This window comes from Boudabousia liubingyangii, assembly GCF_001907245.1.
Lineage (GTDB): Bacteria > Actinomycetota > Actinomycetes > Actinomycetales > Actinomycetaceae > Boudabousia > Boudabousia liubingyangii.
In genome coordinates, this window is the sequence record NZ_MQSU01000002.1 from 38,272 (window position 1) to 50,758 (window position 12,487).

The 12,487-nt window shown below is 54.3% G+C and carries 12 protein-coding genes and 2 tRNA genes; 10 read left to right on the forward strand and 4 right to left on the reverse strand.

Annotated elements, in window-relative coordinates:
- Positions 1 to 41: 41 nt before the first annotated feature.
- On the reverse strand, positions 42 to 977 hold the full coding sequence (cysK, locus tag BSR28_RS02665) for a cysteine synthase A (protein WP_073708813.1): 936 nt from the start codon (positions 975 to 977) through the stop codon (positions 42 to 44).
- A 32-nt stretch (positions 978 to 1,009) separates the two neighbouring features.
- Entirely contained in the window at positions 1,010 to 1,648 is a 639-nt protein-coding gene (locus BSR28_RS02670) for a YigZ family protein (RefSeq protein WP_073713291.1), read from the reverse strand.
- A 279-nt stretch (positions 1,649 to 1,927) separates the two neighbouring features.
- Between BSR28_RS02670 and rpmF the strand changes: the two genes are divergently transcribed.
- Together rpmF and BSR28_RS02680 are read left to right on the forward strand one after the other, a co-directional pair.
- Complete coding sequence (gene rpmF, locus BSR28_RS02675; protein ID WP_073708815.1) at positions 1,928 to 2,089, forward strand: 50S ribosomal protein L32; 162 nt, start codon at positions 1,928 to 1,930, stop codon at positions 2,087 to 2,089.
- A 159-nt stretch (positions 2,090 to 2,248) separates the two neighbouring features.
- Positions 2,249 to 4,762: a S1 family peptidase gene (locus BSR28_RS02680; RefSeq protein ID WP_073713292.1), complete on the forward strand. Its 2,514-nt coding sequence runs from the start codon at positions 2,249 to 2,251 to the stop codon at positions 4,760 to 4,762.
- A gap of 71 nt (positions 4,763 to 4,833) precedes the next feature.
- Here BSR28_RS02680 and BSR28_RS02685 read toward each other — a convergent pair.
- Positions 4,834 to 4,907, reverse strand: a tRNA-Pro gene (locus BSR28_RS02685).
- A gap of 95 nt (positions 4,908 to 5,002) precedes the next feature.
- On the opposite strand from BSR28_RS02685, the gene BSR28_RS02690 reads away from it, so the two are divergent.
- From BSR28_RS02690 to BSR28_RS02725, 8 genes are all read left to right on the forward strand, one after another.
- Positions 5,003 to 5,076 (forward strand) — tRNA-Gly (locus BSR28_RS02690).
- Between the two features lie 453 nt (positions 5,077 to 5,529).
- Positions 5,530 to 6,180, forward strand: coding sequence for a bifunctional 4-hydroxy-2-oxoglutarate aldolase/2-dehydro-3-deoxy-phosphogluconate aldolase (locus BSR28_RS02695; protein WP_073708847.1), 651 nt, complete (start codon positions 5,530 to 5,532; stop codon positions 6,178 to 6,180).
- A 23-nt stretch (positions 6,181 to 6,203) separates the two neighbouring features.
- Entirely contained in the window at positions 6,204 to 7,304 is a 1,101-nt protein-coding gene (locus BSR28_RS02700) for a sugar kinase (RefSeq protein ID WP_073708848.1), read from the forward strand.
- A gap of 88 nt (positions 7,305 to 7,392) precedes the next feature.
- Positions 7,393 to 8,763 (forward strand): PTS ascorbate transporter subunit IIC, encoded by a 1,371-nt coding sequence (locus BSR28_RS02705; RefSeq protein WP_073708849.1) that lies wholly within the window; start codon positions 7,393 to 7,395, stop codon positions 8,761 to 8,763.
- Between the two features lie 57 nt (positions 8,764 to 8,820).
- Positions 8,821 to 9,174 (forward strand): cupin domain-containing protein, encoded by a 354-nt coding sequence (locus tag BSR28_RS02710; RefSeq protein WP_073708850.1) that lies wholly within the window; start codon positions 8,821 to 8,823, stop codon positions 9,172 to 9,174.
- Positions 9,175 to 9,286: 112 nt separating this feature from the next.
- Positions 9,287 to 10,126: a 5-dehydro-4-deoxy-D-glucuronate isomerase gene (gene kduI, locus BSR28_RS02715; protein WP_073708851.1), complete on the forward strand. Its 840-nt coding sequence runs from the start codon at positions 9,287 to 9,289 to the stop codon at positions 10,124 to 10,126.
- Positions 10,127 to 10,135: 9 nt separating this feature from the next.
- Positions 10,136 to 10,936: a gluconate 5-dehydrogenase gene (locus BSR28_RS02720; protein WP_073708852.1), complete on the forward strand. Its 801-nt coding sequence runs from the start codon at positions 10,136 to 10,138 to the stop codon at positions 10,934 to 10,936.
- Positions 10,937 to 11,133: 197 nt separating this feature from the next.
- Positions 11,134 to 11,922 carry an IclR family transcriptional regulator gene (locus tag BSR28_RS02725; protein WP_083562965.1) on the forward strand — a complete coding sequence of 263 codons (789 nt, stop codon included), beginning with the start codon at positions 11,134 to 11,136 and terminating at the stop codon, positions 11,920 to 11,922.
- A 115-nt stretch (positions 11,923 to 12,037) separates the two neighbouring features.
- Here the strand turns inward: BSR28_RS02725 and BSR28_RS02730 are convergent, their stop codons facing one another.
- Positions 12,038 to 12,241 carry a hypothetical protein gene (locus BSR28_RS02730; protein WP_073708854.1) on the reverse strand — a complete coding sequence of 68 codons (204 nt, stop codon included), beginning with the start codon at positions 12,239 to 12,241 and terminating at the stop codon, positions 12,038 to 12,040.
- Between the last annotated feature and the right edge of the window lie 246 nt (positions 12,242 to 12,487).

Below are 12,487 nucleotides of genomic sequence, written 5' to 3' on the forward strand. Positions count from 1 at the left end.
GCAGACCACGCTGATGTGGTCTCTGTGTCGAGGGCGGCGGCTCAGTCGGTTAGACCTTCGAACAGCTTGGTGGAAAGGTAACGCTCGCCAGTGTCAGGTAGCAGCACAACAATGTTCTTACCCTCATTTTCGGGGCGCTGAGCGACCTGCTTGGCGGCAGCTAGGGCAGCGCCGGCAGAGATGCCCACCAGGAGGCCGGCCTTAGCAGCAGCTTCACGAGAGGCAGCAATTGCATCGGGACCTTCCACCGTGATGACCTCGTCTACGACGCTGGCGTCATAGTTTTCCGGAATGAAGTTGGCGCCAAGGCCCTGAATGAGGTGAGGGCCGGCCTGTCCGCCGCTTAGGAGAGGGGATTCGGCAGGTTCTACGGCAATGATCTGGACGGGGCGGCCGGTCTCCTTGAGGCGCTGACCAACACCGCTGATGGTGCCGCCAGTGCCCACGCCGGCGATGAAGATATCGACTTCACCTTCGGTGTCTTCGAGGATTTCTTCTGCCGTGGTGGCCTTGTGAATGGCGGGGTTGGCCGGGTTGGCAAACTGGGAAGCTAGGACTGCGCCTTCACGTTCGGCCACGATTTCTTCGGCCTTCGCGACGGCTGCCTTCATACCGCCTGCGGGATCGGTTAGAACTAGTTCTGCGCCGAGGAAGCGCATTAGGGCTTTTCGTTCTGCTGACATAGAGGAGGGCATGGCGATAACTACTTGGTAGCCGCGCGCTGCGCCAACTAGGGCAAGGGCGACGCCGGTATTGCCGCTGGTGGCTTCTACGATCGTGCCGCCAGGAGGGAGCTGACCGGACTCTTCAGCTGCATCTACGATGGCTTTTCCGATGCGGTCTTTAACGGCAGAGCCGGGGTTGAAGAACTCTAGTTTGGCAAATACGTTAGCTTTGGCTGCTTCGCCGAAGTGGCTAATGGCGACTAGGGGAGTGGACCCGATTAGTTCGGTGACATTGCTGGCAGCGTTAATCATTATTTTCCTTTGGCTCTTTAGCTGATGGGTGATTAGGAATGAACGGGGCTCTCCCCGATTTGCGTACCTATTTTAACTGGCGTGACTTCCCCTTGGGAGAGGGCTAGTAGATTCTCACATAAAGTTTCCTGAGCGCTAATTTCGCTTAGTACTTGGAATACGGCTTCTTGCTGGTATTGGGTGTCGATGACTTCGTAGCCCTGACTGAGCATCCAGGCGCTGATTTTGCCGGCGATTGCGTGCGGGGCTTTGACTTCGAATAGGGCAAGGGGACGCAGTTCCATTTTGGGGCTGGCATTGATAGCTTGGTTAGCGGCGTCGGTATAAGCCCGGACGAGGCCGCCGGTTCCAAGGAGGATCCCACCGAAGTAGCGAGTTACGACTACTGTCACCTCGGTTAGTTCGGCACCTTTTAAGGTTTCGAGTAGGGGAGCGCCGGCGGTGCCGGAAGGCTCGCCATCGTCTGACGAGCGTTCGATATCGTGGGCATCCGGGTTGCGTACAATAAAGGCGGTGCAGTGGTGACGGGCGTCTGGGTAGCGGCTCCGGATCTGATCGATGAACTCCCGCGCCTCGCTTTCCGAGGGGGTTCGGGCTAGGTTGGTGATGAAACGCGAACGTTTAATTTCGAGTTCTGTTTCGATTTGGAAGTTTTGGGGGAGCGTACGCATACCTTTAATAATGCCATGAAGTGCTTAATTGCTTAAGAATTAAGGGAGCTTCTTAAGCATTAAAGGTGCTTGGGCGGCTTCTGTATCGAGCAGAGAAAGTTGCTTGGTTTGGGGGAAGCGCAGCAAAACAAGGTGTGCTAAACTATTCGGGTTGCCTGAACGTGACTGATTCCGCATCACTTTTTTGGCTTTTCGGTTCGCCGTTTAGTGAAAATAGTGGCACAGTTATTGATGGTAACTTTCGTCGTTAAAAGATTATGGAAAGGAGCGGCAGGGCTCATGGCAGTACCAAAGCGTAAAATGTCTCGCAGCAACACCCGCTCTCGCCGGTCCCAGTGGAAGGCCCAGCTAACCGAGCTGGTCAACGTCCGCGTGGGTGGCCGCGAGGTTTCAATCCCGCGTCGGTTCGCAAAGGCGTACCAGGCTGGTTTGATTGACTGAGGCTGTGTAAAGCATCTCTGATCTCCCCGTTCTGTTAGTCAGGTCGGGGAGATTTTTTAAATTCGGACAAAAGTCTGATGTTTTTTTGTTCGAGAACTGATATTCTTCCCGATAGTTTTAATTCTGTCTGACTATTTACTGTATTGAAAGCGATTAATCATGCGTAATAGCCGTAATCCCGGCGCCGGGCGTCGACTGCTTATCAAAGCAGCCGTGCTAGGCCTTGGCGCAAGTGCCTGGGCGTTCAATGTTCCCGCTGCCTCGGCGCTTGTTTCTGGCACTCCCAGTGCCGAGGACGACCCGGTAGCTGCTGCTTCAGTACTACTAGTCAATGGGAAATCCTCCTGTACTGGCGTACTGGTCGCTCCCGAATGGGTCCTAACCGCTCGTCACTGCTCCCGACAAAAGAACCAGGTACTTCGCAACGCACGTGCCTTTATCGGTCGTCAGATGGAGCCTGACTTCAAGCCAGTCACGGTTGATTACTTTGCTGCCGCCCCCGGTGGCGATGTCGCACTTGCCCACCTAGCTGATGCAGTCTATGACGTCACCCCTATTGATATCCGTCGTGAACCAGTCCCGGTAGGAGCTGAAGTTCGAACCTACGGTTGGGGTAAAGGCACTCCTCGTGGTTTCGGGCAGCCGATTTGGTACGGTACCGGAAAGGTCATTACCTATCTAAAACAGCAGCGTCCGGATGAACGCAGCACCGTTGCGCAACTGGATCTTGGTAACCAGCGTCTAGGTAATGGCGACTCTGGTGGTCCGGTTGTTTATGAAGGCAAGGTAGCCTTTGTTAACAGTGGCTCCCTGACTCAGTCTGCGGCCGCTTTTGCGGTAGATTTCCGTCGCGATATGGAATTCCTAGACCGTTACTTGGCTAGCCCCAGTGAACGTCGTAAGTTCTCTAGGGTTTACCTTGATGAATACCCCCGTGAGGCATACCGCGAGGGGGAACCGGTCGTAGTTTCTGCCAAGGTAGATCCGATCGTTGAGGGTACGGTTAGCTTTTTTGCTAACGGTGAGCTGCTGACTACCGTGCCGGTGCAACCGGACGGTACTGCAAAAGCCACGATCAGAGTCCGTGGAGTCAGTAAGTACTACCTTGACGTCCGTTTTAATCCTACTGATGATCGTCAATACTGGCCGGGAAACAATGTGGCAGTCCCGGTCTATATGACGCCCAACCCGGATCTTGAGCCCGAGCCCTCACTTCCGGTGGTGCCGGTTCCGGTAACTCCTAAGGCCCCGGAAACCCCGGAGGCTCCTTCGACTCCTGAAACTGGTGTAACCACACCTGAGGCTGGAACCCCTGAAGCGCAGCCGGGTAAGTCCACTCCGGAGGGAACCGTCGGTGCCGAGACCGTCGAGGTCCCGGTAGAGATTGTACCGGTTGTTACCCCCGAACCTGCTAAACCGGTAGTGCCGGCAACGCCTGAAACTGTTGATCCGGTAGTTCCGACCCCAGAAGCTCCTAAACCGGTTAAACCGACTCCGGAAGCACCCAAACCGCCGGTCAAGCCGACTCCTGAAGTGCCAGCTAAGCCTGCTGCTCCCACCCCGGAGTTGCCCGCCCAGCCGGTAGCGCCCAGCCCGGAGGCACCTAGCCCTGAAGCTCCGAAGCCGGTAGTTCCCACGGAACCAGAAAAGCCTGAGCCAGCACCTAAGCCTGAGCCCCCGGTGGAAGAACCCACTACTCCGGCTACGCCCGAAGGCCCGGATACTCCTGAGCTTCCCCTAGGCCCGACCGATTCAGATCCCGATTCGTCTAAACCGGTTGCCCCTAAGCCTCAGGATCCTACCGCTCCGGAAGGAACAAAGCCTGAAATCCCGGCCGCTCCGGAAAAGCCAGAACCAGGTCCCAAGCCTGAGGACCCGAAACCGGAACCGGCAAAGCCGGTTGTGCCTTCAGAGCCGGTAACTCCTAAGCCGGTTCCTCCCTCGGAGCCTGCTAAGCCGGAACCGGCACCTAAGCCTGAGCCAGCAGCGCCCGTTGCTCCCGCGCCCAAGCCGGTTGATGAACCTGAAATGCCTGCTCGTCCTAAGCCGCTGCCTCTACCTGCTCCTACCGAGCCTGAAGCTAAGCCTGCGCCGAAGCCCCAACCGCTCAAGCCGGTTGCGGACAAGCCGGCTCCCAAGCCTCAGGTGGCTAAGCCTGCGGTAGAGAAGCCTGCGCCGAAGCCCCAAGTGACTAAGCCGGCGGTAGAAAACCCGGCATCTGCTCCGGTCAGTGCTGTGCAGCCCGCTGTCTCACTACCGCCCGTAGCTGAGCCGGCCTCCCCGGTATTTTCCATTCCGCAACGGCCGCGACAGTACAGTGCGGCTCCTTATCGGACGCTAATTCCATCAGCGCTGCCGGCTACGTCCGCGCCGCTAATCCAGGAAGTTGCAAAACCGGCCGTTCCGACTGAGGCACAACCGGCTCCTGCTACTCCTGAGGCAATCCTGCCTGCTGCTGCAGCGACTGCTCCCGCGAATGACGATCCTCAGCCAATGCCGAATTCCCAGAATAACGGTCCCACCGTTAATGAGGCTGCCGCTGTAACTAGCCCACATCCGGAAGCTAATGATCCGAATGGAGCTACGAATGAGGTTTGGTACGCTGTTGGTGGCGCTGCAGCTTTGGTAGTTGCAGGCGGAGCATTGATCCTAGCTGGTCTAGCCAAGCCGTAAGCGCAGAAAAGTGTAAATAAAAAGGTTTCGCCCCGACTAAACAGTCGGGGCGAAACCTTTTAAATGAAATGTCGGGCTGACAGGATTTGAACCTGCGACATCCTGCTCCCAAAGCAGGCGCGCTACCAAGCTGCGCCACAGCCCGTGCCGAGTTGCTGATGTTGCGCAACAACTTGCGACAATGTATTCTATCTTAGTCTTTTGAAATAGAGAAATCGAAAATCTATGAATAAAGCCATTGCGGGCGTAGCTTAATGGTAAAGCCTCTGCCTTCCAAGCAGATTACGCGGGTTCGATTCCCGTCGCCCGCTCCACTAGTTGAATCCCATTCAGATTTAGTGATTCCTTCAAAGAATCGAACGAAAATCTGGGTGGGTTTTTTGTTTTCCTTTTTCTAGTAGGTGATGCATCCCGGCCCTAGCTTGGTTTCCTAGTAGGGTGGGGGAGAGTCGCGGTAGTTGTATTGATATTTCGCATGGTGAGCCAGCTACTCTTTGAACTCTGATATGTGAACCCTTGTTAGGAAATTAGTCCTACTGCTTTTTCTCATTTCGTGTCTGCAATCGCATATTCTTTTGGTCGATCTGAAAAATTAGGTTAGTTTTCTTTGTAAATACAGAAGTAATCGAGCTTTTTGTAAGTCATCCTGATTCTTTATGGTCTGGAGCACAATTGGGTGTCTGCCATTGCGGGTTGTTTCTTTAAGCGATTAGATTGTTTCTGTCAAAGAAACGTGAGTTTCTCACACTGAACCAAAAGAGGTAATGATGCCTTCATCTAACAAGGGCGCAAAGGTCAGCGCTGCTGAGATTCAATCCCGTAAGATCGTCCCGGTCGTAGTTGTTGATGATGCAGCAACTGCAAGCGAACTTGGCGATGCAATGGTCCGTGGCAATCTGCCCGTTGCTGAAGTAACCTTCCGCACCGCAGCTGCCCCCAAGGCCATGGAAATCATGTCTTCCAACCCCGAACTAATCGTGGGTGCAGGTACCGTGATTACCGCTGAACAGGTTGATCAGGCCATTGACTGTGGTGCACAGTTCATTGTTAGCCCTGGTACCAACATTGAAGTTATCGAACGTGCTTTGGAACTAGACGTTCCGGTCTTCCCGGGTGCAGTAACCCCCTCGGAAATTATGACCGTACTTTCCCTTGGTCTAAAGACCGTTAAGTTCTTCCCCGCCTCCACCTTCGGTGGTGCTGCCGCGATCAAGTCGCTCAGCGCTCCTTTCGTGGGGGTTAACTTTATGCCTACCGGCGGTGTTTCCCTAAACAACATGGCCGACTACCTATCGCTATCCTGCATCCCTGCAGTGGGCGGTTCCTGGATGGTACCCGCCGCTGCAGTTAATGCTGGTGAATTCGAAAAGATCGAACGCCTCTGCTCCGAGGCCGTTGCCGCTGCGGCAGCACTCTGAACCTTACAAGGAAGGTAAAACTCATGGCACTAAAGCTCCGTCCTGCTGAGGAATGCGCTTACCAAGCTGCTTCCCTAGGCGAAGTTATGCTCCGTCTAGATCCGGGTGACGGCCGCGTCCGTACCACCCGTAAGTTCAACGCTTGGGAAGGTGGCGGCGAATACAACGTCGTACGTGGCCTACGTCGCGTCTTCGGACTGCGCACCGCTGTTCTAACCTCCCTCGTTGACAACGAAGTTGGCCGCCTAATTGAAGACTTTATGCTTCAGGGTGGCGTCGACACCTCCCAGGTAGTCTGGCGCGAATCCGATGGTATCGGACGCACCGTCCGTAACGGCCTAAACTTCACTGAACGTGGTTTCGGTATCCGTGGCGCCGTCGGCTGCTCTGACCGTGGCAACACTGCCATCGCTCAGCTTTCCCCGGAAGACATTGACTTCGACTACATCTTCGGTGAGCTTGGCGTTCGCTGGCTACACACCGGTGGCATCTACGCCGCTCTTTCCGAGCAGTCCTCAGAAACCCTGCTAGCTGCCGTCAAGGCCGCTAAGAAGCATGGCACCATCGTTTCCTACGACCTGAACTACCGTCCTAGCCTCTGGAAGTCCATTGGTGGACAGGCTCGCGCTCAGGAAGTAAACAAGGAAATCGCAAAGTATGTCGACGTTATGATCGGCAACGAAGAAGACTTTACCGCCTCCCTCGGTTTCGAGGTAGAGGGGGTTGACGCTGACCTATCGAATCTTGAAGCGGACTCTTTTGCTCGCATGATTGAAAAGGTAGCCGAAGCGTACCCGAACTTCCAGGTCATCGCCACCACGATGCGTGGAGTTCGTAGTGCATCAATCAACGATTGGGGCGCTATTGCTTGGTCTCGCGACGAAGGGTTTGCCCAGGCAACTCAGCGTAACGAGCTCGAGATTTTCGACCGTGTAGGTGGCGGCGATTCCTTCGCTTCCGGTCTGATCTACGGTCTTATCACTGGTGAAAGCATTGCCACGGCCGTCGAATACGGCGCAGCCCACGGCGCCCTAGCAATGACCACCCCCGGTGATACTTCAATGGCCAATAAGGCTGAAGTACTTAAGGTCGCAGGCGGCGGAAACGCTCGCGTCGATCGCTAAACTCCTAAAACACAGAAAACCTAACGGCCCCGGGCGTGAAACCAGCAAACTGCTGCGCCCGGGTGCCGCGAGCAAGGAGGCTCAATAAATGGAAATCTTCCTAGAAATCGTCCGTAAGCCGGCGATTATTATTGCCATCGTGACCTTGATTGGTCTACTGGCTACCCGTCAGAAGATGACCAAGGTCATCAGCGGTACCATCATCGCCTTCGTGGGCTTCACCATGATTAAGCTTGGTTCCCACATCCTGAGCGACGTGCTCCGAGTCTTCGGTGCCGTCTTCAAGAAGGCCTTCCAGCTAGAAGGCGTCGTTCCCAGTAACGAAGCCGTTATGTCTGGCCTACTGTCGACACTTGGCTCAACCGCTTCGCTAGTGCTGGTTGTTGGTTTGGTTGCAAATATTGTGATCGCTCGCTTCACCCCCTTCAAGACGGTTTACCTGTCTCTACACCTAGCGCTGTTCACCGCTTTCGCAATCACCGCGGTCTTCGCTCTAACCAACCTACCGGTATGGGTTGTCATCGTTGTCGGTGGTCTACTACTAGGCCTCTACATGGCAATCAGCCCCTGGATGATCTCCCACTACACCAAGGACGTCGTCAACTCTGAGGACTACACCATTGCCCACTCCGGTTCAATGGCATACTACTTCGGTGCATTCCTAGCCAAGAAGTTTGGCAACAAGGATAACGACGCTGAAAACATCACCGTTAACGACCGCATCCTATTCCTAAAGGATCCGAACGTGGCCACCATGCTGACCATGTTCATCCTCTTCCTAGTCTCCGCAATCGTTGCCGGTTCCGGAACCCTAAACGAAGTACTAACCGAACTAGCTGGCGGCAAGGCAACCCACGCTAACATGGTTATCTTCTCCATGGAAGAAGGCGCTAAGTTCGCCGGTGGTCTATTCATCGTTAAGGCCGGCATTAAGCTATTCATCGACGAACTAGTACCCGCATTCAAGGGCTTCGCCAAGATCTTCGCACCTGGTGCAATCCCCGGCGTCGACGTCCTAGTTCTATTCGAACACTCCCCGAACACCGCTCTAATCGGCTTCCTAACCTCCTTCGCCACCGGCGTGGTCATGATCTTCGTACTACCGCTATTCGGTTACGCAGTTATCATCCCGGGTCTAATGGCTTGCTTCATCACCGGTGGTGCTGCCGCAATCCTCGGTAACTCCGAAGGTGGTCTACGAGGCGCGATTATTGCCTCCGTTGTTGACGGTCTAATGCTGGCAGTGCTACCCGCAGTTGCACTACCCATGTTCCAGCCCGTCTTCGACAAGTACAAGATCGAGCACACCATGTTCGCAGATCCCGATATGATTGCTACAGCAGTACTACTAGCAATCTTCGTGGTCTTCATCCCGATGCTCTTCGGTGTAAAGTCCTTGCTATCCGCTAAGGCTGCTGCCGCTGCAAAGACCGCAGCTGCTGCTGGCACCGCTGCCTGATTCAGCAAAGACCGCTGAAATCAAAACACAATAGAAAACAAGAAATAGGAGAAAGACATGCTGTTCTTCACCAAGTCCGAACTACCCGTCGACCACGTCGACGACAACACCGACCGCATCGTCATGGCCCGTGGTGGCTCCATGATGTACGCCCACATCTTCTTCAAGAAGGCTGAGCCGGAAGACGCAACCATCCCGTTGCACAACCACGTGCACGAGCAGATTACCTACGTCCTCAAGGGCTCCTTCAAGTTCGAAATCAACGACGAAGATGGCAAGCACGTCCAGGTTGTTCGCGAAGGCGACTCCCTCTACATGCCTTCCGATTCTCGTCACGGCTGCATCCCGCTAGAGGATGACTCCCAGCTAATCGACTGCTTCACCCCGCAGCGTGAAGACTTCCTGAAGTAAGTGGAATCAAGGTATTAGAAATACCTTAAACCTCAGGTCCTAGTGGCGGGAAGGACACCGTCCTTCCCGCCACAAAACCACATCACAGATCACTATCAAGCAGGAGTTATTAATGCAAAAGCTAACCTACCGTCACGCCCATGGTCCGGCGGACATTGCCCACTGGGATACCCAGCAGCTTCGCGATGAGTTCCTAATCGAACCCGTGTTCACCCCCGGTGACATCAACATCACCTACAGCTTCCACGACCGTATGCTAGTGGCCGGCGTGACCCCCACTACCGAGGCTCTTGAAGTTGTCCTCGACAAAGATCTAGGCACCGATTTCTTCCTGCAGGAACGCGAACTCGGCGTCATCAACATTGGTGGCCCCGGCTCCATCGACATCGATGGTCGCGTTGAAAAGATGGCCACCCAGGATGGCTTCTACATCTCCCGTGGCACCCGCCACGTAACCTACAGCAGTGACGACCCGAGCAACCCCGCAAAGTTCTACCTAGCATCTGCTCCGGCTCACACTGAATACCCCACCACCCGCATCTCCATTGACGACATCAAGCCCCTAGAAATGGGCGACGGCATGTCCCTCAATGAACGCAAGATCTACCAGTACGTGCACCCGAACGTATGCCAGTCCGCACAGCTACAGATGGGCCTAACCAAGCTAGCTCCCGGATCAGCCTGGAACACCATGCCGGCACACACCCACGCACGTCGCATGGAAGTTTACCTATACTTCGATGTTCCGGAAGATGCTCGCGTATTCCACCTAATGGGTGAACCCGAAGCCACCAAGCACCTAGCAGTTGGCAATGAGCAGGCAGTAATCAGCCCCTCATGGTCCATCCACAGTGGCGTCGGCACCTCAAACTACACCTTCATCTGGTCCATGTGTGGCGAAAACAAGGCCTACACCGACATGGACATTGTCCAGCCCAACGAAATTCTCTAAGGAAACAAAATGGCAAACAACGCATTTGAACTAGACGGCAAGATTGCACTTGTCACCGGTGCCGTTTACGGTATTGGCTTCGAAATTGCTAAGGCCCTAGCAGGCGCCGGCGCAACCATCGTCTTCAACGACCGCACCCAGGAAGGCGTCGACAAGGGCCTAGCCAACTACAAGGAACTAGGCATTGAAGCTCACGGATACGTCTTCGACGTTACCGACGAAGATGCCGCTAACGCTGCGATCGAAAAGATCAAGGAAGAAGTTGGCATCATCGACATCCTCGTCAACAACGCCGGTATCATCAAGCGTGTTCCGATGATCGAAATGCCCGCCTCCGAATGGCGTCAGGTCATTGACGTTGACCTAACCGGCCCCTTCATCATGGCCAAGGCTGTACTGCCCGGCATGATTGAAAAGCAGGGTGGCAAGATCATCAACATCTGCTCCATGATGAGCGAACTCGGCCGCGAAACCGTATCCGCATACGCCGCTGCCAAGGGTGGCCTAAAGATGCTAACCCGCAACATTGCCTCCGAATACGGTGAATACAACATTCAGTGTAACGGCATTGGCCCGGGCTACATTGCAACCCCGCAGACCGCTCCGCTACGTGAGAAGCAGGCTGACGGCTCCCGTCACCCCTTCGACCAGTTCATCATCGCCAAGACCCCGGCCGCACGTTGGGGCACCCCCGAAGACTTGGCCGGCCCGGCCGTCTTCCTATCTTCCTCTGCTTCCGACTTCGTTAACGGACACGTCCTTTACGTTGACGGTGGCATCCTAGCTTACATCGGCAAGCAGCCTCAGTGAGTTTAGCCTAGGAAGGTAGTTTCTCTCCTGAAACTGTCAACCTGGTAGAAGGCCACCAGCAGGTACTAAAGGTTTTACCTACTTGGTGGCCTTCTGCCATGTATAGGACTTCTTTACCGCACAGTCGCGAAAGAAGCCACTATACTCAATTAGTCGTTAATAAATAAACAAGCTTTCCACAATGAAGGGGATTGGCTGTGCCCATACTACCCACTCCGGTGGAAGCGATCGATCGTGCCCTAGTGATCATGCAAGCCTTGGCCGAAGCTGGCCCACAAGGCTTATCGATTGCCCAAATCACCGAAGCGTTAAAACTTAATAAATCAACGGTTTATCGCGCCCTCAGCACCCTAAAGGGGCGAGGGTTCGCGCTCCAAGACGGTGAGAGCGGTAAATACACTCTGGGGGCAAACGCCATCCGCCTAGGTGATGTCTTCTTCGCCCAATCCAACCTAGCGTTAGTGCTACACCCGGTACTGGAAGCACTTTCAGAACGCACCGACGAGCTCGTCCACCTCGGACTCCCATTCGGTGTGGAAGTCATGTACGTTGACAAAGTTGAACCTGCACGTGCTATTCGCGTCTGGTCTGCGATCGGACAAACCGTGCCCACCGCGTGGTCAGCCCTAGGCCGCTCACTACTAGCGTTTGGTTCAGTAACCTCTGATCAACTATCCCTCTACCTTTCGGCAGGTCAGGATAGCACCCGTCAGCTGATCGACCTCTCAGATGCGCAACTATGGAAGAAAATCCAAGAGGCCAGAGCACAGGGATACTCCACCGAAATCGAAGAAAATGAACCAGGTATCGCCTGTCTGGGCGTAGCGCTCATGCGGGGTAAGAACCCGATCGCAGCAATTTCCATCACCGCTCAGGCCGACCGCATGACCGAAGCACGAATGCAAGAGCTCTATCAAACCATTACCGAAGTAGTTCCCCCGCTACTGCCGCCAGGCGTTACCCTAGCGGCCAATAGCGCCGAATAATCTAGCTTCAGCCTTAACAGTTTAATGCACAGCCAGAATTGGCTTGGCCCCTAGCGGTAAACGCTAGGGGCCAAGCCAATTCTGGAAGCTTTTAAGCAATCTTTGGATTCAAAGATTACTTCTTTGCCTTACGCTCAGTGGGATCCTCGAAAGGCTGAGGGTAAGCGCGGGGGTAAGCATTCTCAACGCGCGGCTGAGCGTAAGCTTCTTCTACCGGAGCATCTTCAGGAACAACCTGCTGAGTGTACGGAGCTACACGCACATCTTCGATTTCCGGGATTTCCTTAGAATCTACGTTTAGATTTTCTTTTTCGGTCATTGGATCCTCCTAATAGTTTCAATCCACTAAGAATAGTAATACATATCGTCCGTCGAAGAAATGCTTTAATGTGCAAATTCGACATCAAAGTAATGTGATTATGGCAATGAGTTCAGTACGGATTGAACTATAGTCCTATTCTTGGCAGATTTTTTGGGCTGTTGTACAAAATAACCAAGAGCTGTAAGGATTTATTCCCAGTGCGCGCCTGCAAGATTTGCCAATATAGACATCAATGATGATTCT

Excerpts from the sequence above, each read along its gene's own strand:
- BSR28_RS02700 (WP_073708848.1), top strand. The coding sequence starts at position 6,204 with ATGGCACTAAAGCTCCGTCCTGCTGAGGAATGCGCTTACCAAGCTGCT.
- BSR28_RS02705 (WP_073708849.1), top strand. The coding sequence starts at position 7,393 with ATGGAAATCTTCCTAGAAATCGTCCGTAAGCCGGCGATTATTATTGCC.
- cysK (WP_073708813.1), bottom strand. The coding sequence starts at position 977 with ATGATTAACGCTGCCAGCAATGTCACCGAACTAATCGGGTCCACTCCC.
- BSR28_RS02670 (WP_073713291.1), bottom strand. The coding sequence starts at position 1,648 with ATGCGTACGCTCCCCCAAAACTTCCAAATCGAAACAGAACTCGAAATT.
- BSR28_RS02695 (WP_073708847.1), top strand. The coding sequence starts at position 5,530 with ATGCCTTCATCTAACAAGGGCGCAAAGGTCAGCGCTGCTGAGATTCAA.
- BSR28_RS02720 (WP_073708852.1), top strand. The coding sequence starts at position 10,136 with ATGGCAAACAACGCATTTGAACTAGACGGCAAGATTGCACTTGTCACC.
- rpmF (WP_073708815.1), top strand. The coding sequence starts at position 1,928 with ATGGCAGTACCAAAGCGTAAAATGTCTCGCAGCAACACCCGCTCTCGC.
- BSR28_RS02710 (WP_073708850.1), top strand. The coding sequence starts at position 8,821 with ATGCTGTTCTTCACCAAGTCCGAACTACCCGTCGACCACGTCGACGAC.
- BSR28_RS02730 (WP_073708854.1), bottom strand. The coding sequence starts at position 12,241 with ATGACCGAAAAAGAAAATCTAAACGTAGATTCTAAGGAAATCCCGGAA.
- kduI (WP_073708851.1), top strand. The coding sequence starts at position 9,287 with ATGCAAAAGCTAACCTACCGTCACGCCCATGGTCCGGCGGACATTGCC.
- BSR28_RS02680 (WP_073713292.1), top strand. The coding sequence starts at position 2,249 with ATGCGTAATAGCCGTAATCCCGGCGCCGGGCGTCGACTGCTTATCAAA.